Annotated in this window: 17 protein-coding genes and 3 pseudogenes; 16 read left to right on the top strand and 4 right to left on the bottom strand. The window is 52.6% G+C overall.

Annotated features, from left to right (window positions below):
• Positions 1-168 precede the first annotated feature (168 nt).
• Positions 169-1,062, bottom strand: coding sequence for a threonine/homoserine exporter RhtA (gene rhtA, locus LU633_RS15990; RefSeq protein WP_016189728.1), 894 nt, complete (start codon positions 1,060-1,062; stop codon positions 169-171).
• A gap of 352 nt (positions 1,063-1,414) precedes the next feature.
• Between rhtA and ompX the strand changes: the two genes are divergently transcribed.
• From ompX to LU633_RS15960, 6 genes are all read left to right on the top strand, one after another.
• Complete coding sequence (gene ompX, locus LU633_RS15985) at positions 1,415-1,927, top strand: outer membrane protein OmpX (RefSeq protein ID WP_016189727.1); 513 nt, start codon at positions 1,415-1,417, stop codon at positions 1,925-1,927.
• Positions 1,928-2,261: 334 nt separating this feature from the next.
• Entirely contained in the window at positions 2,262-2,714 is a 453-nt protein-coding gene (mntR, locus tag LU633_RS15980; RefSeq protein WP_016189726.1) for a manganese-binding transcriptional regulator MntR, read from the top strand.
• Between the two features lie 24 nt (positions 2,715-2,738).
• Complete coding sequence (locus LU633_RS15975; RefSeq protein ID WP_040465283.1) at positions 2,739-3,854, top strand: SLC13 family permease; 1,116 nt, start codon at positions 2,739-2,741, stop codon at positions 3,852-3,854.
• A gap of 116 nt (positions 3,855-3,970) precedes the next feature.
• The gene (locus LU633_RS15970) at positions 3,971-5,080 is read left to right on the top strand and encodes an HlyD family secretion protein (RefSeq protein WP_016189724.1); all 1,110 of its coding nucleotides are present in this window, start codon (positions 3,971-3,973) and stop codon (positions 5,078-5,080) included.
• Entirely contained in the window at positions 5,077-6,645 is a 1,569-nt protein-coding gene (locus tag LU633_RS15965; protein ID WP_016189723.1) for a DHA2 family efflux MFS transporter permease subunit, read from the top strand. The genes LU633_RS15970 and LU633_RS15965 overlap by 4 nt, the downstream gene beginning before the upstream one ends.
• Position 6,646: 1 nt before the next feature.
• Positions 6,647-8,203 carry an efflux transporter outer membrane subunit gene (locus tag LU633_RS15960; RefSeq protein WP_016189722.1) on the top strand — a complete coding sequence of 519 codons (1,557 nt, stop codon included), beginning with the start codon at positions 6,647-6,649 and terminating at the stop codon, positions 8,201-8,203.
• On the opposite strand, the gene LU633_RS15955 is transcribed toward LU633_RS15960, so the two are convergent.
• Entirely contained in the window at positions 8,142-8,303 is a 162-nt protein-coding gene (locus LU633_RS15955) for a DUF2778 domain-containing protein (protein ID WP_232426824.1), read from the bottom strand. The two genes, LU633_RS15960 and LU633_RS15955, sit on opposite strands and share 62 nt — an antisense overlap.
• 120 nt (positions 8,304-8,423) lie before the next feature.
• Here LU633_RS15955 and tnpA (LU633_RS15950) point away from each other — a divergent pair.
• The 4 genes and pseudogenes from tnpA (LU633_RS15950) to LU633_RS15935 all read left to right on the top strand — a co-directional run.
• Positions 8,424-8,741: pseudogene (gene tnpA, locus LU633_RS15950) on the top strand (IS200/IS605 family transposase); the annotation flags it as partial.
• 161 nt (positions 8,742-8,902) lie between these two features.
• Positions 8,903-9,070, top strand: a pseudogene (locus tag LU633_RS15945) (IS256 family transposase); the annotation flags it as partial.
• A 182-nt stretch (positions 9,071-9,252) separates the two neighbouring features.
• Positions 9,253-9,678 (top strand): IS200/IS605 family transposase, encoded by a 426-nt coding sequence (gene tnpA / locus LU633_RS15940; protein WP_046371944.1) that lies wholly within the window; start codon positions 9,253-9,255, stop codon positions 9,676-9,678.
• A 758-nt stretch (positions 9,679-10,436) separates the two neighbouring features.
• Entirely contained in the window at positions 10,437-12,029 is a 1,593-nt protein-coding gene (locus tag LU633_RS15935) for an ABC-F family ATPase (protein ID WP_016189718.1), read from the top strand.
• 530 nt (positions 12,030-12,559) lie between these two features.
• Here LU633_RS15935 and LU633_RS15930 read toward each other — a convergent pair.
• On the bottom strand, positions 12,560-13,327 hold the full coding sequence (locus LU633_RS15930; RefSeq protein ID WP_016189717.1) for a molybdopterin-synthase adenylyltransferase MoeB: 768 nt from the start codon (positions 13,325-13,327) through the stop codon (positions 12,560-12,562).
• Position 13,328: 1 nt separating this feature from the next.
• The gene (gene moeA / locus LU633_RS15925; protein ID WP_016189716.1) at positions 13,329-14,567 is read right to left on the bottom strand and encodes a molybdopterin molybdotransferase MoeA; all 1,239 of its coding nucleotides are present in this window, start codon (positions 14,565-14,567) and stop codon (positions 13,329-13,331) included.
• Positions 14,568-14,904: 337 nt separating this feature from the next.
• On the opposite strand from moeA, the gene LU633_RS15920 reads away from it, so the two are divergent.
• From LU633_RS15920 to LU633_RS15895, 6 genes and pseudogenes are all read left to right on the top strand, one after another.
• The gene (locus LU633_RS15920; RefSeq protein ID WP_016189715.1) at positions 14,905-15,873 is read left to right on the top strand and encodes an isoaspartyl peptidase/L-asparaginase; all 969 of its coding nucleotides are present in this window, start codon (positions 14,905-14,907) and stop codon (positions 15,871-15,873) included.
• Positions 15,870-17,732 carry a glutathione ABC transporter ATP-binding protein GsiA gene (gsiA, locus tag LU633_RS15915; RefSeq protein WP_016189714.1) on the top strand — a complete coding sequence of 621 codons (1,863 nt, stop codon included), beginning with the start codon at positions 15,870-15,872 and terminating at the stop codon, positions 17,730-17,732. Before LU633_RS15920 ends, gsiA begins: the two co-directional genes overlap by 4 nt.
• Before the next feature lie 42 nt (positions 17,733-17,774).
• Complete coding sequence (gsiB, locus tag LU633_RS15910) at positions 17,775-19,307, top strand: glutathione ABC transporter substrate-binding protein GsiB (RefSeq protein ID WP_016189713.1); 1,533 nt, start codon at positions 17,775-17,777, stop codon at positions 19,305-19,307.
• A gap of 62 nt (positions 19,308-19,369) precedes the next feature.
• Positions 19,370-20,290 carry a glutathione ABC transporter permease GsiC gene (gene gsiC / locus LU633_RS15905; RefSeq protein WP_016189712.1) on the top strand — a complete coding sequence of 307 codons (921 nt, stop codon included), beginning with the start codon at positions 19,370-19,372 and terminating at the stop codon, positions 20,288-20,290.
• A 9-nt stretch (positions 20,291-20,299) separates the two neighbouring features.
• Entirely contained in the window at positions 20,300-21,205 is a 906-nt protein-coding gene (gene gsiD / locus LU633_RS15900) for a glutathione ABC transporter permease GsiD (RefSeq protein WP_016189711.1), read from the top strand.
• A 4-nt stretch (positions 21,206-21,209) separates the two neighbouring features.
• Positions 21,210-21,655 (top strand): annotated as a pseudogene (locus LU633_RS15895) (DUF4385 domain-containing protein).
• Positions 21,656-21,789 lie beyond the last annotated feature (134 nt).

Genomic DNA, 21,789 nt, shown 5'->3' with positions numbered 1-21,789 from the left:
TATCACCTCGCGGGCCGTAATAGTAATATTATTTTAATATTGATAACGTTATTTCACTACTTTTGGCAGTTAATCCGATTTTTTTAAATTGTAGTTAATTTGATTAATTATCAATATCAGGCAATTAAATTTCTGCCCCATTACTGATGATTATGTAAAACCACAGAGTCAGCCCTGTGTCAGATTAACAGAATCCACTTTGTTCTTTGAGGGGCGCATAGTCAGCGTTGAACCTGCAGAGGCAATCACTACTCCCAGTAGTCCCAGCCACTGAACGGCTGACAGCATCTCACCCAAAAACAGCATGCCTGACAGCGCTGCCATCACCGGTTCAAGGCTCATTAACATTCCGAAAATTCTGGCGGGCAGGCGGGTAAGCGCGATCATTTCCAGCGAGTAGGGCAGTGCGCTGGAGAGCAATGCAATGGCTATTCCTGTCGGAAGCAACGACAGGCTCCAGATGCTGCTGTTGGCACAGGTCAATCCAACGGGAACAAAAATGAGCGAGGCGATCAGCGAGCCGGCAGCGACAGTTGCTGGTCCGTGTCCGGTGCCGGCACGCTTGCCGCACAGAATATAGACCGCCCAACAGCCGCCAGCGAGCAGGGCAAAAAAAGCGCCTTGTGGGTCAACGCTGTATATATTCTGTCCCAGCGGCAGTAAAAACCATAATCCTGATAACGCCATTAATATCCAGATAAAATCCAATGGTCGGCGAGAACCAGCCAGCGCCAGCGCCAAAGGTCCGCAAAATTCGAGTGCCACAGCAACGCCCAGCGGCACCGTGCGTATTGACAGATAAAAGGAGTAATTCATGCTGCCCAGCGCAACGCCATACAACACAAGGGGAATAAACTGTTCGCGGCTAAAACGTAAGCGCCAGGGCTTGAAGACAACGCAAAGGATTGCAGTGCCCAGTCCCAGGCGTAATGCGGTGATGCCTGGTGCGCCGACCAGGGGAAAGAGCGTCTTGGCCAGTGCGGCGCCGCCCTGAATTGAGGTCATGGAAATGAGTAAAACCAGCACGGGTAGCCAAAGCGGAGAGCGCGAAGAAGTTAACATCCTGTAGACCAACCTTATTTTTGTCCACGAGCGGAAATAGTGTCTACAGTGTAACGGAGAGCACAGCAAAACTTTTAGTGTTCGGTTAAAAAAGTCAGAAAAGAAACGTTTAACGTAAAGAAGTGTCAGTAATAATTAAGAATTATCTGGATGAACATTTTTTTACATTGTAATGGAATCCTTAAGGGAACACTGAAAATATAAGTTAAAATAATGACATACGAAACTTCATTAACGTCCTGTTACACGAAATTTTCCCTTGGACAACAAAAACGGGGCAGAGTTTCTTTCTGAGTTTTGTTATATTTTCAGAGTTGTCAGGAGAATAAGTATTTTCACATTTGAGGTGGTTATGAAAAAAATTGCATGTCTTTCCGCTTTGGCCTGTGTACTGGCTATGACTGCTGGTTCTGCAATGGCGCAGAGCACTGTTTCCGGTGGCTATGCCCAGAGCGATATGCAGGGTAAAATGAACAAAGCCAACGGTTTCAACCTGAAATACCGTTACGAAGATGGCAGCAACCCGCTGGGTTGGATTGGTTCTTTCACCTATACGGCAAAAAACAACACTGACGCTGGCGTTTATAACAAGGCTCAGTACTACGGTGTGACTGGTGGCCCTGCTTTCCGTCTGAATGACTGGGCGAGCATCTACGGTGTAGTTGGTATCGGTTACGGTAAATTCCAGGCTAACAGTGTCGCTCGTAACAAGTCTGACACCAGTGATGTTGGCTTCTCCTATGGTGCAGGCCTGCAGTTTAATCCTGGCATCGAAAATGTTGCTCTGGACGTTGGTTACGAGCAGAGCCGCATTCGCAGTGTTGACGTTGGCACCTGGATCGCTGGCGTAGGTTACAGCTTCTAAGTTGTGACGATTTGCCAGCTTTTGCTGGCAAAAAAATCCGCTCTTAGTGGCGGATTTTTTTATGGCTGCGTTGTGGCCTGTCTGACCTGTTGGTGAGCATCTCCAGCAGCTGAAGGCGCAGAGTGAATGGTGATCGGCAAAGCAGCTGCAGTAAAATTGGCGTGTTCATGGCAAAACCCTCCGTTCACTATAACGACAGGTATAGCACTGGTTGTATTTCATAGCCAGTGCTATTGTGTGAAAATTTGTGCTTCTTTGCGCTTCGTTTACAATGTGGCACCATCAGGTTGATGCGGCTGTGTCTGTACGTCATTGAAAATTATGAGGAAGCTGAATGAGTCGTCGCGCAAAAACGGTAGTATCCACACCACTTAAAGACATAGAAGAACACGTCGAAGGTTTTCGTCAGGTGCGTGAAGCGCATCGCCGGGAGCTGATTGATGATTATGTTGAGCTTATTTCCGACCTGATTCGCGAATTTGGCGAAGCGCGTCAGGTGGATATGGCGGCACGTCTTGGCGTCTCCCAACCTACCGTAGCGAAAATGCTGAAAAGGCTGGCTGTCGGCGGATTGATTGAGCAGGTGCCTTACCGTGGCGTGTTTTTAACAGCCGAAGGTGAAGCCCTGGCTGAAGAAAGTCGCAAGCGCCATCACATCGTAGAAACATTTTTGCTGGCCCTTGGCATCAGCCCGGATACGGCCCGTCGGGATGCTGAGGGGCTTGAGCACCACGTCAGTGACGAAACGCTCGCTATTTTTCAACAGTTTTATGAAAGCAGACAATAACGTTCGCCACTTTTGTGAGTCCGTATGACAACATTGCTCAGATCCTTCCTACACGACCGTTTGCTGCACTTATTAGTGTTACTTGGCTTATTACTGGCCTGTTTTGCGCCATTTTCACTGGCGGAGCTTCCCGGTGCCGTTGACTGGCAGACTATGATGACGCTGTGTGGGCTACTCATGCTTACCAAGGGCATTGAAGCCAGCGGCTACTTTGATGTGTTGGGGCAGCGTCTGGTTCAGCATTTTCACTCTCAGCGCGGGTTGGCGCTGTTTTTTGTTTCTGCTGCGGCGTTGCTTTCCACTTTTCTGACCAATGATGTTGCCCTGTTTATTTTGGTGCCGTTGACGCTTTCGTTGCGGCAATATTCGGACTTGCCGCTTTCCCGCTTAATTATCTTTGAAGCCCTCGCGGTAAATGCGGGCTCGCTGTTAACACCCGTTGGTAACCCACAAAATATTCTTCTGTGGCAGCATGGGGGAACCGGGTTTGGCGGATTTATCTGGCAGATGCTGCCGCTGGCCGCAGTACTGGTTATTAGTCTGCTGCTGCTGACCCTTGTTTGTTTCCCCCGCCGTGCAATTGAGCGTACTTCCGACGGTTCTGCGCAACCCTGGCAACGTCCACTCCTGCTGGTCAGCGTGCTGCTGTATGTGCTTTTTCTTGCTGCTCTTGAGCTGCAATTCGCCGGCTGGGGGCTGCTGGTGGTATTTATCGTATTGTTTATTGTGGCGCGTCGCATCTTGTTGACAATTGACTGGAGCCTGCTGGCGGTCTTTATCGCCATGTTCGTGGATGTACATCTGCTGACCAAATTACCCCTGCTTGTGTATCTGCTACAACAAATTACTCAATTATCGGCGGGTGCACACTACCTGGTGGCTATTGGTTTTTCACAGGTTATCAGTAATGTGCCGGCCACCATTCTGCTATTAAACAGTCTGCCTGCTGGTGTACTGCTGGCCTGGGCGGTAAACATTGGTGGTTTTGGCCTGCTACCGGGATCGCTGGCGAACCTGATTGCGCTACGCATGGCGAAGGACCGTACTATCTGGTGGCATTTCCATCTCTATTCTTTACCCATGTTGGCCTGGGCGATGCTGGTCGGATGGGGATTACTTTTAGCATTGAATGCGGCCTAGCCGGATTATGCCGATGATCGGTAAAGAAGTGCTGGATTTTGTCAGTTTACGTCTTATTGTTATTGCTGTGTAAATTTGCGGGTCTGCCATGGCTCCACAGCTAACTAATGAGAACTATGGACAATCAATCAACTTCCCACCCTGATGATAAGCAGCAACAGCAGGACAATGTTGAACAACCAGAACGCCAACGTCCCGGTAAAAAACCGCTGGTCATTCTGGCAATAGTGGTGGTGATTGTTTTGATTATTGCGCTCTGGTTCTGGTTGAGCACCCGAAATATCGAATCCACCGATGATGCGTTTACCGATGCCGACGCGGTTACCATCGCACCTAAGGCCTCTGGCTACGTTACGCAACTGTTGGTACGCGACAACCAGCGGGTGGAAAAGGGTGATTTGCTGGTGGTCATCGATCCGCGCGACGCTATGGCGCAGCGCGACCAGGCCGAGGCGCAGCTCGCCCTCGTAGTGTCACAATGGCATCAGGCCGAGTCGCAGCTGTCCCTGTCGGAAGTGCAGTATCCGGCACAGAAAGATCAGGCGCTGGCACAGCAGGCAAAAGCCGAGGCAGACTTTCTTAATGCACAGGAAGATTACAAGCGTCAGCGTGGTGTTGATCCCCGCGCCACTTCCCAACGCAGTATTGATGCTGCCAGCGCACGGTTAAGAAGTGCGAAAGCCGAACTGGAAAGTGCGAAAGCCCGGGTTGAAGTGGCTTCACAAATTGCGCTGCAAATTCGCCAGCAGAAAACCAATGTAGAAGCGCGTCAGGCACAGGTTCAACAGGCTCAGGCGCAGCTCAATATCGCAAATCTGAATCTTTCCTGGATGGAAGTGCGTGCGCCATACGACGGATTTGTTACCAGGCGCAATGTGCAGATGGGAACGCTGGTACAGGCCGGTACGTCGCTTTTCTCACTGGTTTCTGCTGACACATGGATAACCGCTAACTTCAAAGAATCCCAGCTTTCTCGTATGAAACCGGGCAACAAAGTTGAGATAACCATTGATGCCTGGCCTGACAGAAAATTACATGGCCATGTTGACAGTATTCAGATGGGATCTGGTTCGCGCTTTTCCACTTTTCCCGCTGAAAACGCTACCGGTAATTATGTGAAAATTGTGCAGCGCGTACCGGTAAAAATCGTTATTGATGAAGGACTGGACCCGAACAGGCCATTGCCGTTGGGGCTGTCAGCCGAGCCTGAGGTGGCGGTTGAATGAGTCACAGCCAAAACTGGCAGTCGACCAGCAACCCGTGGCTGGTTGCCATGACGGCCACACTGGCGGTGTTTATGGAGATCCTCGACACCACTATTGTTAACGTGGTGCTGCCGCACATTGCCGGTTCGCTGTCAGCCAGCTACGACGAATCAACTTGGGTTCTGACCTCTTACCTAGTGGCGAATGGGATTGTTCTGCCTATTTCGGCGTTTTTCAGTCGTTTGTTTGGCCGTAAACAATTTTTCCTGATCTGTATTGTAATGTTTACCCTCTGCTCTTTCCTCTGTGGCATCGCCACCGAGCTTTGGCAGATTATTCTGTTCCGCGTGCTTCAGGGGTTCTTCGGTGGCGGTCTGCAGCCGGTCCAGCAATCGGTGCTGCTGGACTATTTCAAACCTGAAGATCGCGGTAAAGCCTTTGGCCTCTCCTCCATTGCCATTATCGTTGCGCCTATCCTCGGTCCGACGCTGGGTGGCTGGATTACCGATAACTACAGCTGGCGCTGGATTTTCTTTATCAACATTCCCGTGGGCATTTTCAGCGTCCTCGCTATTTATCAGCTGCTGGAAGATCCGCCGTGGGAGAGCAAATGGGCGAAAGGCAAACTGAAGATTGATTACATCGGCATCAGTCTTATCACGCTGGGACTGGGTTGCTTACAGGTGATGTTGGATCGCGGTGAGGATGATGACTGGTTTCATTCCCGGTTTATTATCACCTTTGCTGTTCTCACTGCGGTGGGTCTGATTGGCACCATTTACTGGTTGCTGTATGCCAAAAAACCAGTGGTGGATCTCTACGTGCTGAAAGACCGCAATTTCTGGGTTGCCAGCCTCCTGATGTCCGGTATGGCGATGATTCTTTACGGCAACTCCGTGGTTATTCCACAGCTGGCACAGCAGGACCTGGGCTATACCGCCACCTGGTCAGGGCTGGTGCTGTCACCCGGAGCGGTGCTGATCGTGCTGTCTGTCCCGCTGGTGCTGAAACTCATGCTATGGGTGCAAACGCGATTTATTATCGCCTTTGGTTTCACCTGTCTGTTTCTGTCATTCCTGTACTCAGCGACCCTGACGCCAAATGTCGATTTCACCACGTTGCTCCTTATGCGCAGTGCACAAACCATTGGTCTGGGTTTTTTATTTGTGCCCCTGACCACCATTGCCTTTGTGACCATTCCGCAGTGGCTGAATGCGGATGCGTCAGCACTGTTCACCATGTGTCGTAACGTCGCGGGCTCCATTGGGATCTCACTCTCCACGGCGATGCTCACCGAGCGTGCGCAGGTGCGCAGTGCGCATATGGTGCACAATATGACGCCGCTGAATGAGCCGTTTAATCTGACGGTAGAGCGTTGGGCGCAGGGCATCAGAGACTTCACTACGGCAGTGGGCGATCCGATGACGATCGCCACCGGGCAGATCTACAAGCAGATGATCGCTCAGGCACGCATTCTGGCCTATATCGATGTTTTTATGTGCTTCAGCATAATCGCACTTATTCTTATTCCTTTTTTTTTACTGCTTGCGCCAATCAAGAGCGAAGGCAGTGCTGGAGCACACTGACATGAACGTTTTTCCTTATATTGCGTGTTCGCGAATCAGCGTGCTGCTGGTCGCGACCCTGGCGATGTCGGCCTGTTCGGTTGGACCTGACTATCACGCGCCGACGCCCGCCACGCCGGGAGCATTTAACACGCTGGCGTTGGATCGTGCCTCCAGACCTCAGGCAACGGCCGTTAACCCGGCCTGGTGGAAATCTTTTAACGATCCGCAACTCGACAACCTGATTGAGCGAGCCATTGCAGGCAATCTGAGTCTGCAACAAGCGGTATTACGTATTGCCGGCTCGCGCCAGCAGCTGAACCAGGCAAGGGGTGCCTGGCTGCCGTCCATTAACGACAAAATTTCTGCACAGCATCAGCAAATGGGGCTGAAAGGGATCCTGGAATCCCAAAGTGTCTACCAACAGGTTAATCAGACTAACCCGCAGTTAAGCTCCTCGCTGTATGATCTGACTAAACCGGTCGGACTGTATCAGAGCAGTTTTGATGCGTCCTGGGAATTGGATCTGTGGGGCAAAGTTCGCCGCCAGGTTGAAGCGGCGGACGCGCAGCAGCAGGCTTTTCTGGAAAGTCGTAACGATGCGCTGGTATCGCTTGAGGCAGAAGTGGCTCGTACCTGGCTGCAACTGCGCGGTACACAGGCAATTACCCAAACTTTGCAGAACCAGATTGAGATGGCGCAGCAGACGCTGGCGCTTACTGAGAGCCAACAGAAAAATGGTCTGGTGCCCGTGCTGGATGTTGAAAAAGCCCGCGCCCAGCTTAGTTCTTTACGCGCCCAGCAGCCGCAATACGAGGCACAGATCCACCAGGCGATGAACGGTCTGGCGGTGCTGACCGGTCAGCCCCCCGGTGCACTGGACAAGGAACTGGGCGCTGCACGCCCGATGCCTGCGTTGCCCAACATTGTGCTGGTCGGACTGCCGTCAACCCTGGCGCGTCGCCGACCGGATATACGTCAGGCGGAAACCCTGCTACATGAAGCAACGGCCAACATTGGCGTTTCCGTGGCACAGCTTTTCCCTGATATCTCCCTGAGTGGCCAGTTTGGTATGCGCAATACCGATATCAGCTATCTGGACAACTGGAGTAGCCATTTTTACAGCGTGGGCCCGTCGATTTCCGTGCCCATCTTTCAGGGGGAACGGCTGATTGCGGGGGTGAAGATGGCGCGTGCCGAACAGGCCAGCGCGGCGCTGTATTATCGTCAGACTGTACTGAGTGCCTTGCAGGATGTTGAAAATGCGTTGATTAGCTATCGTACCGATCAACAGCAGGTGGAAGGATTGGATCAGACGGTGGGTGCTTTCCAGAATGCCTTTAATCTGGCGAACGATAGCTATGCTAAAGGACAGTCATCGTTCATTGATGCACTTGATGCGCAGCGCCAGCTCAGTCAGGCGCAGCAGCAGGCGATTTCAGCGCGGGTACAAAGCAGCCTCGATCTTGTGGCGCTTTACAAAGCACTGGGCGGTGGCTGGGAACTGTATCAAAACGTCAACCTGCCTGACTATTCGTTATTTGGCCAGACGGAAAGCGGGCATACGCCAGCCGGGTAACAAAATCGTGGAGATCGGTACGAATAACGACCTTCCAGCCACCTGTCGGGCGATCCACAATGTGATATCTGCCGGGTGGCAGTGGTTCTGCTTTGGGTATGTCAACACAGCCGCTCTGATTCCTGAATTCTCCAGATCCGGAACAGGCCGGAAAGGTTCCGACGCCGCGCAGCGTGAGCTGAGATACTGACTCGTTGTTAATGACAAATCTTCCCTCTAACTGTGCGAGTGGAAAAATGTGAAAATTCTGGAAGCGGAATGCTGTGCATAGCATATCCATATGCTTCTGGAGATCCCGCCAAAGATGAGCGTGTCTTATCTGAAGGGAAAAAGCAGCCTGGTGCTTTACGAGGAGTCTGGAGATATGAAATTCAAATACAGGAACAGGGAGTTGTGGTGCAGAGGGTACTACGTCGATACGGTGGGTAAGAACAAGACGAAGATACAGTAATACATAAAGCATCAGCTTGAAGAGGATAAAATGGGAGAGCAGTTATCAGTCCCATATCCGGGTAGCCCGTTTACAGGCCGTAAGTAGAGAAGTCTGATGCAAATGTCAGGTCGTCTTGCGCCTGCCAGGACGCGGCTGGTAAGAGAGCCTTATAGGGGCATCAGGAAAACCTCCGGCGAGACTGTAATTAAAATTGTGTAATTGCCTGTTTTTGATATGTTCACTCCAACAATGGAGACAGGCAAATTATGGACGAGAAGAAACTTAAGGCCCTTGCTGCTGAACTGGCTAAAGGCCTCAAAACTGAGGCCGACCTTAATCAGTTTTCCCGCATGCTCACGAAGCTGACCGTTGAAACGGCACTCAATGCAGAACTGACTGACCACCTCGGGCATGAGAAAAATGCCCCTAAAACCTTTGACGTGGTGGCAGTTACACAGAATTATTTACAGGGTCCCTCCGGCTATGCCGGAGGATATTTACCCCTGCATGAACACCACCTCCTGTGGAGGTGGTCAGCAATAAGCTGGCTCTGCCAGTCATGCTACTCATGGGAAAATCCGGATCTGTTATCCCCATAACTGCCAGGGATTTAACCATGAGCAGATTCCAGAAAGCATCTCATGTGCACTGGTGTTGTCAATATCATATCGTATGGACACCCAGGTACCGGTTTCGCATCCTTAGTAACAATGTTGGTAAAGAGGTCTGTAAGCCGATAAGGATCTCAGGTGAGCAGCCCGGGATAGAAGTAGTGGAGCTGAATGTCCAGACAGACCATGTCCCTTTGCGGGTAAAAGTGCCTCCATGGCTTTCGATTTCCCATGTAACAGGCGACTTAAAGGGTAAAACAGCCCTTCGATTGTTCAATAAATTTCCCTGCCTGCGTAAGAACAAGCAGTGGGGGAATGATTTTTGGGCAAGAGGTTATTGTGTCGATACCGTAGGTATAAACGAAGAAATGATAATAAAGTACGTGAAGTATCAGGAAAACATGAAGTTGAAGAGAGCCAGCTTCCACTGAAAGAAGTGTGAAGGGAAGGCTCTCTGAGTCTGGACTTAGTGCGCCCCTGTGGGGCGAAATCAATGCCACCTGCTATGCAGGTGGTTTTTTACTCAGGGATACCACATAAACACGGGATATTTACCTGTTTAAAACGGACGGATCTGTATGTGCGTTTTCAGACGGTGATGCAAAATCTGCTGACTAAAAGTCAGACCTCGCAGATACAGCCATTGACCACCGGGCAGCGTTGATTAGTAGTGAATGCCACCCGCAGAGGAGCGACAGGCGCGTTTTGCAGGCGGCACGACATACCTTACTGCGGCAGCTTTTATGAAAGATGTCTGGCTCAACTGGCTGCCATGAGAGTGGGTTGAATGACCGGGTTTCTTAACCGCTATCGACTTTGGGTTTAATAACCAGGCTATGAAATATCCGTGGCACCGGCACCGTTACCTGCGGTAAGCGGGTTTGTATTTGCTGAACATTCCCCTTTAGCGTTCGCCGATAAAATGCAAACCAGTGACTGGATGTCTCTCCCGGCAGCCACTTCGTTCAGAGTGGCGCTGGCAAAATGCAGTCTGCTTTGGTGGGGTGTACTGAAATTCTGCGGCACAGCCAGAGGATATCGGAAACAGATAAAGGTTATCCTGGCTGCACAATGTCATGTCACTCACCCTCCATTTTTGCTGTTGCCGCGCTGGTATATTCGCTGCCTGTTTTTTTTGGCATAATGCTCACTGGTTCACATTCTCCCATCGTAAACGAAAGGCAATCTTGTGCTAGTTTCCAGCAACGTCACCATGCAGTTTGGCAGTAAGCCGCTGTTCGAAAATATCTCTGTCAAATTTGGCGGCGGTAACCGCTATGGCCTGATTGGTGCCAACGGTAGCGGTAAATCCACCTTTATGAAAATTCTCGGCGGCGATTTGGTGCCCAGCGCCGGGAATGTCTCTCTTGATCCTAATGAGCGCATTGGTAAGCTGCGTCAGGACCAGTTCGCCTTTGAACAGTACAGCGTGCTGGATACGGTTGTTATGGGCCACGCGGAGCTTTGGCAGGTCAAAGAAGAGCGCGATCGCATTTATGCACTGCCGGAAATGAGTGAAGAAGACGGCTACCGCGTGGCGGATCTGGAAGTGCAATATGGTGAAATGGATGGTTACACCGCCGAAGCGCGCTCGGGCGAGCTGCTGCTGGGCGTGGGTATACCGCTGGAACAGCATTATGGCCCGATGAGTGAAGTGGCGCCCGGCTGGAAGCTGCGTGTTCTGCTGGCGCAGGCGCTGTTTTCCAACCCGGAAGTGCTGCTGCTGGATGAACCGACCAACAACCTTGATATTGATACCATTCGCTGGCTGGAGCAGGTGTTGAACGAACGCAACAGCACCATGATTATCATTTCCCACGATCGTCACTTTCTGAATATGGTTTGCACCCATATGGCCGATCTGGATTACGGTGAACTGCGCGTTTATCCGGGTAATTATGATGAATATATGACGGCAGCGACGCAGGCACGCGAACGTTTGCTGGCAGACAATGCGAAGAAAAAAGCACAGATTAATGAACTGCAATCCTTTGTCAGCCGTTTCAGCGCAAATGCCTCCAAATCGCGTCAGGCGACTTCCCGTGCGAAACAGATTGACAAAATTAAACTGGAAGAAGTGAAAGTCTCTAGCCGTCAGAATCCGTTTATCCGCTTTGAACAGGATAAAAAGCTGTTCCGCAACGCGCTGGAACTGGAAGCACTGACCAAAGGCTTCGATCAGGAGCCGTTGTTCAAAAATCTCAATCTGCTGCTGGAAGTGGGAGAGAAGCTGGCCATTCTCGGACCGAACGGTATCGGTAAAACCACCCTGTTGAAAACGCTGGTGGGTGATCTGCCGCCTGATGTGGGCACGGTGAAATGGTCGGAGAATACGCGCATCGGCTACTATGCACAGGATCACGCCCATGATTTTGCTAACGATCTCACTGTGTTCGACTGGATGAGCCAGTGGAAACAGGAAGATGACGATGAGCAGGCGGTGCGAAGCATTCTTGGGCGCCTTTTATTTAGTCAGGATGATATTAAAAAACCGGCTAAGGTGCTGTCGGGTGGCGAGCAAGGGCGGATGCTTTTCGGTAAGTTGATGATGCAAAAGCCAAACGTGTTGATTATGGATGAGCCTACAAACCATCTTGATATGGAGTCGATCGAGGCGCTGAATATGGCGCTGGAAATGTACGAAGGTACGTTGATCTTTGTTTCCCATGACCGTGAGTTTGTCAGCTCCCTGGCCACCCGCGTGATTGAAATGACACCTACGAAACTGCATGACTTTACCGGTAATTACGAAGATTATCTGCGCAGTCAGGGCATCGTTTAACTTCATTCTGCACCATTGAAAAAGGGGATTGAACGATCCCTTTTTGTTGCCGAATTAACCCCCGTATCGTGGGTGAGGTAGCGCTTGCTGTCTGCAGCTTGGCGGCAGCGGTTTTAGTGCATCCCCAGCGCGGCGCGGTCAACGTCGCTTTTTGTGAAGGTGGAATTTTACTGTCAACTAAAACGCCTGCAGTGGGCGAAGTTGTCTGCCCGTCGTTTGTACCGCATATGCTGAAACTGTTTTTTTAAATCTATTGCCAGATCCGTCGGGCGTGCAATCAACGTCACCTTCTGTGTGTAGCGCTCACTTAAACTCATCGACTTAAGCAGGGTCGCCAGCATCGGTAGAATCGCACAGAAAGAGACGTATTTTGCATTGTGGGCACACAATGACCGGATTAAACCCGCTACCCTGAGCCACGCGTTCGTTTTGACCTTGCCTGATGTGCGGTGCTGATAATTATCCTCAATCTACAATATCAGGCCTGGCCCGGTGGCGTGCATTCGACGTCGCGCTCCCCGAAGGGGCATTTAATTAGCTGGCATTGTGCGCCCGCACACCTCGCAGGCGGAATCTTTCAGCACCTTGATCTGGCGGAATTGCAGGGTCATGGCGTCGTACAGCAGCAGCTTCCCGCTTGCGTCGTCTCCGTAGCACGTCAGCAGGCGGATGGCTTCCATTGCCTGCAGTGCGCCGATTACTCCAACCAGCGGTGCCATTACGCCAGTTTCTGCGCAACCGGGCGTGCTGTTGCCCATCAGGCGACTGATACAGCGATAGCAGGGCGCATTTTCCTGCCAGCGGAACACGCTGATTTGCCCTTCCATGCGGATTGCTGCACCGGAAACCAGCGGTATTTTACTGGCAAAACAAAGGCGATTAAGTTGCTCGCGGGTGGCAAGATTATCGCTGCAATCCAGTACGACATGCTGCCGGTTAATCAGCGTATTGAGTGCCGCATCATCAAGTTGTGCATCCACGGTTTCAATGGAAATATGGGGATTGATGCTTTGCAACTGCCGCTGGGCTGACCGCACTTTCGACTGGCCAATAGCAGTATCATGATGCAGGATCTGCCGCTGCAGGTTGGAGAGTGAAACCGTATCGAAATCCAGCAGCGTCAGTGCACCAGCACCAGCAGCAGCCAAATAAGCACTGGCGGCACACCCCACCCCACCCAGCCCCACGATCAGAACGCTGGCGACTTTAAGCTTTTCCTGCCTGTCGAAATCAAAGCCGTGCAGCGCAATCTGGCGGTTGTAGCGTAATATCTCATCATTGCTCAGTTCAGCCTGCATCTTAATAGCCCGCCAGCAGACTGTTAAACGGCTCGACATCGACCCATTCCCCGGCGGCAACATTGCCGCGCTCGCGTTCCAGTACAATAAAGCAGTTAGCCTGGCTGAAAGAGCTAAACACATGGGAACCTTGTGGCCCGGTAGTATGGACTTGCAGCTCACCCGATGCGTCAGGTAGCAGCAAACCACGTTGGAAATCCAGTTGTCCCAGCTTTTTCTTCAATGCATCTGCGGCTCTGACTCGCTGGCGTGCAGGCAGCGCAGATGCCTTTTGTCCGGCCAGCCTGGTCAGTACAGGTTGCACCAGCTGATAAAAGGTGAGCGTCGCAGAAACAGGATTGCCGGGCAGGCCGCAAAACCAGCTGTGTTTCAGGCGACCGAAAGCGAAAGGCTTGCCAGGTTTGATCGCCAGTTTCCAGAAGGCAATCTCACCCAGTTCTTCCAGCATCGCTTTGGTGTAGTCTGCTTCACCAACGGAAACGCCGCCGCTGCTGATCACCACGTCAGCTTCTCGGTCAGCCTGAAGAAAAGCCGCGCGCAGTGTCTGCGGATCATCAGCAATGATGCCCAGATCGATAACCTCGCAGCCGAGCTTGTTGAGCATCAACTGCACCGCGAGGCGATTAGTATCATAAATTTGACCGTCAGCTAATGCCTTGCCGATGGGTTGCAGCTCATTACCGGTAGAGAAAATTGCCACGCGCACTCTGCGTATCACTTCAATTTCTGCCACGCCCAGTGACGCCAGCAGGGGTAACTCCGCCGTGCCGAGACGCACGCCCTTGTCCAGTACTCTGGCACCGGCCGCGATGTCCTCACCGGCCAGACGAATATTCTGACCATAAACCACGTCGGTATTTATCTTCACCTGGTCATTCACCAGACATGTTTCTTCCTGCATCACCACCGCTTCCGTGCCATCCGGCAGCGGCGCACCGGTCATGATGCGGATACAGCTGCCGACGGGCCAGAGGTCTCGCCATGGTGCGCCAGCGAAAGTTTTCCCGGCGACGGAAAGCGGCTGACCAGATTGCACATCGTGCAGGCGCACGGCATAGCCATCCATCGCGGCATTATCAAATGGAGGAACCTGAACGGGGGAAATGGTTGGCCGCGCGGTTATGCGTCCGCCAGCGGCGGTCAGCGGCAGGGTCTCGGTTTGCGTCAACGGGACGATGCGGCACAACATGGTTGACAGTGCGTCATCAAGTGAAATCAGTCCGGCGGTAAAAGTTTCCATAGAGTCTCCGGCATACCCGATTTAGCGGGCGGTCATACGGTCAGATGTCGTTATTATGGCGCGAAGTGCGACCAGGGTCACCAAAACCTCGCAGTCTGTCGCGCTGCGGTGCTGTGTACTGCCCTGAAAGACATCCAGCAGGGAGCGGGTATGCGAATGCTTTTTCATCAATGTGCGGGCGACGCATGAGATAGAACTTTTGGTTATTAACAGGGAACCAACATTCTGCTTTACATCGCATTACGGCCTGCCTATAGTCGAAAACGAGTTTAATTTGAACCAAATCATTCCAACCTGGTGTTTTTCATGCTGATTTATCGCGCAGGGTAACCGGATTATGGTCAGAGCAGTCATTGCCATTCACGGCGGTGCGGGTGCAATTGCCCGCGCGAACATGAGCGTGAAGCAGGAGCAGCTTTATATTCAGGTGCTTTCAGCCACCGTTTCCAGCGGGCAGGCCATTTTGTCCGCCAGCGGCACGGCGCTCGATGCGGTCACTGAAGCGGTGCGGCTGCTGGAAGAGTGCCCTTTATTCAACGCCGGAAAAGGTGCCGTTTTTACCCATGCTGGCACCCACGAGCTGGATGCCAGCATAATGGATGGTCGTACCCTGCAAGCAGGTGCCGTGGCCGGTGTCAGACGCGTGCGCAATCCGGTGCTGGCGGCGCGTGCTGTGCTGGAAAACAGCCCCCATGTGATGTTTATTGGTGAAGGTGCTGAAGCCTTTGCTTTTCGCCAGGGGCTGGAACAGGTTGACGAGGACTTTTTTTCAACCCCTTTCCGGCGTGATCAGTTACAGCGAGCGCTGTCAGCCAATTGTATGACGCTGGATCATGATGGTGCAGGAGAGGGCGCGCCGCTGGATGCGGATCGTAAATTTGGCACGGTGGGTGCCGTAGCGTTGGATCTGCACGGTAATCTGGCGGCAGCCACGTCCACTGGCGGCATGACCAATAAGCAGGTGGGCAGGGTAGGGGATTCGCCACTGATCGGTGCGGGCTGCTATGCGAACAATGCCAATGTAGCGGTGTCCTGCACGGGTACCGGGGAAGTGTTTATGCGCGCGCTGGTGGCCTATGATATCGCCGCGCTGATGGAATACGCGAGCCTGTCGCTGAAAGAAGCCAGTGAGCGGGTGATAAAAGATAAAATTGTGGCGCTGGGCGGCAGTGGCGGGGCTATTGCCATTGACCGTGAAGGCAATGTCGTGCTGCCCTTTAACAGCGAAGGTATGTACCGTGGCTATGGTTACGTGGGCGAAACGCCTGTGGTGGGTATTTATGGTGAAAGCCAGAGGGAAGCATGACGGTGACCAGAGAATCAGATTTGCCTGCCGATCAGGTATTAGCCATTAAAAATTTGAGCGTCAGCTTCCGTCAACAGGGCGAAGTGGTGCAGGCGGTAAAAAATCTGTCGCTGGACGTGAGCCGCGGTGAGACACTGGCTATCGTCGGTGAGTCCGGTTCTGGAAAATCGGTGACGTCTCTGGCACTTATGCGGCTGGTGGAGCTGGGTGGTGGCAGCATAGACAGTGGTGAGATGCTACTGCGGCAGCGCAATAATCAGGTTGTCAATCTGGCACGGGCGCAGCAATCGCAACTGCGTAGGATCCGCGGTGCGGATATGGCGATGATATTTCAGGAGCCGATGACCTCACTCAATCCGGTTTTTACTATCGGCGAGCAAATAGCGGAATCCATTCGTCTGCATCAGGGCAAGAGCCACCGTGACGCCCTGCATGAATCACTACGTATGCTGGATCTGGTGCGTATCCCGGTGGCAAAAGATGTACTGACGCGTTATCCGCATCACCTCTCCGGCGGGATGCGGCAGCGGGTAATGATTGCTATGGCGCTCTCCTGTCGCCCCGCGCTGCTTATTGCTGATGAACCTACTACCGCGCTCGACGTCACCATCCAGGCGCAGATCCTGCAGCTGATTCGGGTGTTGCAAAAAGAGATGCAAATGGGGGTGATTTTTATCACTCACGACATGGGCGTGGTCGCGGAAATGGCCGATCACGTACAGGTGATGTATCGCGGAGATGTCGTGGAAACCGGCCCGGTTGAACGCATCTTTCACCAGCCTCAGCAGGATTACACTAAAGCGCTGCTGGCGGCCGTTCCGCGCCTGGGTGAGATGACGGGAACCTCGCTCCCGGTGCATTTCCCTATGCTGAATCCCGGTAATAGCGAGCAATCTTCGTCACCCCAGGATACCGTGGTGACGGACGCTGGCCCGGTGTTGCAGGTCCGCGATCTGGTTGCCCGTTTCGATCTGCGCAGCGGCATTTTAAATCGCGTGACGCGCCGGGTGCATGCGGTAGAGAAAGTCAGTTTCGACCTGTGGCCGGGTGAGACGCTGGCGCTGGTGGGTGAGTCCGGCTGCGGTAAGTCTACGACGGGGCGAGCGCTGTTGCGCCTGGTGGAAAGCCAGGCGGGCACCATTACCTTTGATGGTCAGTATATTGATACGCTTAAGGGCGCGGCACTGTCTCATTTGCGTCGGGATATTCAGTTTATCTTTCAGGACCCTTATGCCTCGCTCGATCCCCGGCTGACGGTAGGGTTTTCAATTATGGAGCCGCTGCTGGTGCATGGTGTCGCCCGCGGTAAGGAAGCGGAAGACCGCGTGGCATGGCTGCTGGAAAAAGTTGGCCTGTTGCCAGAGCATGCCTGGCGTTATCCCCACGAATTTTCGGGCGGTCAGCGTCAGCGCATCTGTATCGCCAGAGCGCTGGCGCTTAATCCAAAAGTGGTGATCGCCGATGAATCGGTCTCCGCGCTGGATGTCTCTGTTCGCGCACAGATAGTGAACCTGATGCTGGATTTACAGCGTGAATTCGGTATTGCCTTTCTGTTTATTTCACATGATATAGCGGTGGTGGAGCGGATCAGCCATCGCGTGGCGGTGATGTATCTGGGGCAAATTGTTGAGATTGGCCCGCGCCAGGCGATATTTGAACATCCGCAGCATCCCTATACGCGCAAACTACTCGCGGCTGTGCCGGTGGCCGATCCTGGACACCGACGACGTGACCGCGCGCTGCTGGTGGATGAAATACCCAGCCCGGTACGCGCGCTGGATGATGAACCCGTCGTGGCAAAGCTGGTCGAGGTGAGCGCAGGACATTACGTGGCACGTCATGCCGTGGGCGGCGTCTGAACAGGCTGTAAACAACAAGGAACGACAGGAGAAACACGCAAGATGATCATTTCCAAACGTACACTCTTTACTGCTGGGTTATTGAGCAGCTTTGCTGCTGTTCCGGCTTTTGCAGCAAAAGACGTGGTGATTGCTGTTGGTTCCAACTTCACCACCCTCGATCCTTACGACGCAAACGATACGCTGTCGCAGGCGGTGGCGAAATCCTTCTATCAGGGGTTGTTCGGCTTTGATAAGGATATGAAGCTGATTAACGTACTGGCCGAAAGATATGATGTCAGTAAGGATGGCCTTAGCTGGACCATCAAGCTAAAAAGCGGGATAAAATTTCAGGACGGCACGGATTTTAACGCCGAGGCGGTAAAGGTTAACCTGGACCGCGCCAGCAATCCTGACAACCATCTGAAGCGTTATAACCTGTTCAAGTCGATTGCCACCACCGAGGTTGTCGATCCGACTACGGTGAAAATCACTCTGAAACAGCCGTTCTCCGCCTTTGTTAATACCCTCGCCAGTCCGGCTGCGGCAATGATTTCCCCCACAGCGCTTAAGAAATACGGCAAGGATATTGCTTTCCATCCGGTGGGTACGGGGCCATTCGTACTTGAAACCTGGAACCCGACCGATTTTGTTAAGGTGAAAAAATTCGATGGTTACTGGAAAAAAGGCTACCCAAAACTGGATACGCTGACCTGGCGCCCGGTGGTGGATAACAATACCCGCGCGGCGATGCTGCAAACCGGCGAGGCTAATCTGGCTTTCCCGGTTCCCTATGAGCAGGCAAAACTGCTGGAAAAAAACAGCAAATTAGATTTAGTTGTGTCACCGTCAATCATGCAGCGTTATCTGAGTATCAACGTGACGCAGAAGCCGTTTGATAACGTTAAAGTGCGCGAGGCGCTCAATTATGCCATCAGCCGTGACGCCCTGGTGAAAGTGGCTTTTGCCGGCTATGCCACGCCAGCGAGTGGTGTGGTACCGCCCGCCATCCAGTATTCACAAAGCTACCCGGCAGCACAATACAATCCGGCGAAGGCTCGCGAGCTGCTGAAAGAAGCGGGCTTCCCGAATGGTTTTACCACCACGTTGTGGTCTTCGCATAACCACACCACCGCGCAGAAAGTGTTGCAGTTTGCCCAGCAGCAACTGGCGCAGGTCGGCATCAAAGCCACCGTAACCGCGATGGATGCTGGGCAGCGTTCGGCTGAAGTGGAAGGCAAAGGGCAGAAAGAAAGCGGCGTGCGGCTGTTCTACACCGGCTGGTCGGCTTCCACCGGCGAGGCCAACTGGGCATTAACGCCGTTGTTTGCCACCCAGTCCTGGCCACCGACCATTTTCAACACTGCATTTTACAGCAATACGAAAGTGGATAACGATTTAGCCGATGCGCTGAAAACCACAGACAGCAGCCGTAAGGCAGCACTGTATAAAGATGCGCAGGATCAAATCTGGCAGGACAAACCCTGGGTACCGCTGGTGGTTGAAAAACTGGTTTCTGCCAAAACTAAAAGCCTGTCGGGTTTCTATGTTATGCCGGATACATCATTTAGCTTTGATGATGCCGATTTGCAGTAAACTCCCGCTGAAATTCAGCCGCGCTGTTTGAGGGCGCGGCCTCCCCCGGCGCAGGAAAATTTATGCTTAACTATTTTATAAAACGTTTGCTGGGACTCATTCCAACGCTGCTGATTGTGGCGGTGCTGGTGTTCCTGTTTGTTCATTTTTTGCCGGGCGATCCCGCCAGGGTTATTGCCGGCCCCGAAGCGGATGCGACGGTGGTGGCGATGTTAAGACAGCAGCTGGGGCTGGATAAGCCGCTGATGGTTCAGTTCTGGCATTTTATTTCTGGTGCCGTTCAGGGGGATTTTGGCCAGTCAATTGTCTCGAAGCGCACGGTCTCTTCAGAAATTGCTCAACGCTTTTTGCCCACGCTGGGGTTGACTGTCAGCAGCATGCTGTGGTCAGTGATCTTCGGCATGGCGCTGGGAATTATTTCAGCAGTATGGCGGAACCGTTGGCCGGATCGCCTGGGTATGGCGCTGGCGGTGACAGGGATCTCTTTTCCTGCTTTTGCTCTGGGCATGCTGCTCATGCAAATTTTCTCCGTGGAACTGGGCTGGTTGCCGACGGTAGGCGCAGACAGCTGGCGCCACTATATTCTGCCTTCTGTCACGTTAGGCGCCGCGGTGACGGCGGTAATGGCACGTTTTACCCGCGTCTCTTTTGTGGAAGTCATGCAGGAAGATTATATGCGGACGGCCCGTGCCAAGGGGGTGCGTGAAACGCGGGTGGTGATTAAACATGGCCTGCGTAACGCACTTATTCCGGTGGTGACGATGATGGGGCTGCAGTTCGGTTTTCTTCTGGGTGGCTCCATTGTGGTGGAAGTGGTATTTAACTGGCCGGGACTGGGCCGCCTGCTGGTGGACTCTGTGGAAATGCGTGATTATCCGGTAGTACGGACGCTGGTATTGCTGTTTTCGCTGGAGTTTATCCTGATTAATTTAGTGGTTGATATGTTGTATGCCGCGATCAATCCGACGATACGCTACAGATAAGGATGGTTGATGAAAAACTGGCGACGTAATGCGGCTCTCGCTGCTATGCCAACCCTGACTCAGCACCCGGTGCGCACGCCCTGGCGCGAGTTCTGGTGCCGCTTCAGGCGGCAGACGGTAGCGCTAATTTCCGCAGGATTTGTGCTGTTGCTGATCTTTCTGGCCGTGTTTGCCCCCTGGCTTGCCCCCTTTGATGCAGAAAATTATTTTGATTATGGCCGGTTGACCCAGGGACCGTCGTTAATGCACTGGTTTGGCGTTGATTCTTTGGGGAGGGATATTTTCAGCCGTGTATTATTGGGCACCCGGTTTTCGCTCGTTTCTGGTTTTGTTTCGGTGGTGCTGGGCGCGGTGACCGGCACTTTCCTCGGGCTGTTGGCGGGTTATTACGAAGGCTGGTGGGACAGAATTATTATGCGCATCAGCGATGTGCTGTTTGCCTTTCCGGGAATTCTGTTAGCGATTGCGGTGGTGGCGATTACCGGCAGCGGCATGTCTAACGTGATTATTGCCGTGGCAATTTTCAGCATTCCTGCCTTTGCCCGCCTGGTGCGCGGCAATACCCTGGTGCTGAAGCATCTTACCTATATTGAGTCAGCCCGTAGCATTGGCGCATCCGATCTGACCATAATTTTGCGGCATATCCTGCCGGGTACGCTGTCGTCCATTGTGGTTTATTTCACCATGCGTATTGGCACGTCTATTATCAGCGCCGCCAGCCTGTCTTTTCTGGGGCTGGGCGCACAGCCGCCAACCCCCGAATGGGGGGCGATGCTCAATGATGCGCGTGCCGATATGGTGATGGCACCGCACATTGCCATTTTTCCCAGTCTGGCGATTTTTCTTACCGTTCTGGCGTTTAATTTACTGGGTGATGGCCTGCGTGACGCGCTCGACCCAAAATTGAAAACCTGACGTGATGAAAGCTTTCAAATATCAGCAGGATTTTAAAAAAATTGATTTCCGTCAGCACCCCGAAAGCTATCAGGTTGGACGAGGGGAGCAGGGTGTTTTGCTGGTCGAACCTTATAAAAGTGAGATTTTACCCCATTGGCGCTTTAAGACAACGGCGGTGGCTGAAGCGTCGGCAGAAAAAATTATGCAACTGTTTGAAGATTATTGCGCCGCGGACGATTTTGTCGGGATGGATATGGCAAGACAATTTATTCAGATGGGTACACCCGCGCATGTCGCTATGCCAACCATCAGGGCGGAAAAAAGTATGACGCGCAGGGTGGCGTTTTACCGCGAACGTTGAACGCAGAAAAGGCCGTGGCGGCGGTTTTTAAAGGTTACCGGGACAACATTCGTGCCGGCAAAGATTACCTGCTACGCCGTAAAGAACACCAGAAACGCGATGGCTAAACGACTGCTCACAGAGTGCCTGAGGTGTTACCACTGCCCTGCAGTGACAGTCGCTTACGGGTGCGTAATTTGTGGCGGCGGCGTGAGGCAGACTCTGTTAAATGCGCTGTCAGGCGCAGCGCTTAATCGTAAAA

It is taken from the genome of Erwinia tracheiphila (genome assembly GCF_021365465.1).
In the GTDB taxonomy this organism is placed as follows: domain Bacteria; phylum Pseudomonadota; class Gammaproteobacteria; order Enterobacterales; family Enterobacteriaceae; genus Erwinia; species Erwinia tracheiphila.
The sequence above is the reverse complement of the archived record's forward strand: the minus strand, read 5'-3'. Positions and strand labels throughout refer to the sequence as shown.

Bases quoted from the DNA above. Each gene is read 5' to 3' on its own strand.
- mntR (WP_016189726.1), top strand. From the start codon at position 2,262: ATGAGTCGTCGCGCAAAAACGGTAGTATCCACACCACTTAAAGACATA.
- gsiC (WP_016189712.1), top strand. From the start codon at position 19,370: ATGCTTAACTATTTTATAAAACGTTTGCTGGGACTCATTCCAACGCTG.
- ompX (WP_016189727.1), top strand. From the start codon at position 1,415: ATGAAAAAAATTGCATGTCTTTCCGCTTTGGCCTGTGTACTGGCTATG.
- LU633_RS15960 (WP_016189722.1), top strand. From the start codon at position 6,647: ATGAACGTTTTTCCTTATATTGCGTGTTCGCGAATCAGCGTGCTGCTG.
- gsiD (WP_016189711.1), top strand. From the start codon at position 20,300: ATGAAAAACTGGCGACGTAATGCGGCTCTCGCTGCTATGCCAACCCTG.
- moeA (WP_016189716.1), bottom strand. From the start codon at position 14,567: ATGGAAACTTTTACCGCCGGACTGATTTCACTTGATGACGCACTGTCA.
- LU633_RS15930 (WP_016189717.1), bottom strand. From the start codon at position 13,327: ATGCAGGCTGAACTGAGCAATGATGAGATATTACGCTACAACCGCCAG.
- LU633_RS15965 (WP_016189723.1), top strand. From the start codon at position 5,077: ATGAGTCACAGCCAAAACTGGCAGTCGACCAGCAACCCGTGGCTGGTT.
- tnpA (WP_046371944.1), top strand. From the start codon at position 9,253: ATGAGCAGATTCCAGAAAGCATCTCATGTGCACTGGTGTTGTCAATAT.
- gsiB (WP_016189713.1), top strand. From the start codon at position 17,775: ATGATCATTTCCAAACGTACACTCTTTACTGCTGGGTTATTGAGCAGC.
- rhtA (WP_016189728.1), bottom strand. From the start codon at position 1,062: ATGTTAACTTCTTCGCGCTCTCCGCTTTGGCTACCCGTGCTGGTTTTA.
- LU633_RS15975 (WP_040465283.1), top strand. From the start codon at position 2,739: ATGACAACATTGCTCAGATCCTTCCTACACGACCGTTTGCTGCACTTA.
- gsiA (WP_016189714.1), top strand. From the start codon at position 15,870: ATGACGGTGACCAGAGAATCAGATTTGCCTGCCGATCAGGTATTAGCC.
- LU633_RS15970 (WP_016189724.1), top strand. From the start codon at position 3,971: ATGGACAATCAATCAACTTCCCACCCTGATGATAAGCAGCAACAGCAG.
- LU633_RS15920 (WP_016189715.1), top strand. From the start codon at position 14,905: ATGGTCAGAGCAGTCATTGCCATTCACGGCGGTGCGGGTGCAATTGCC.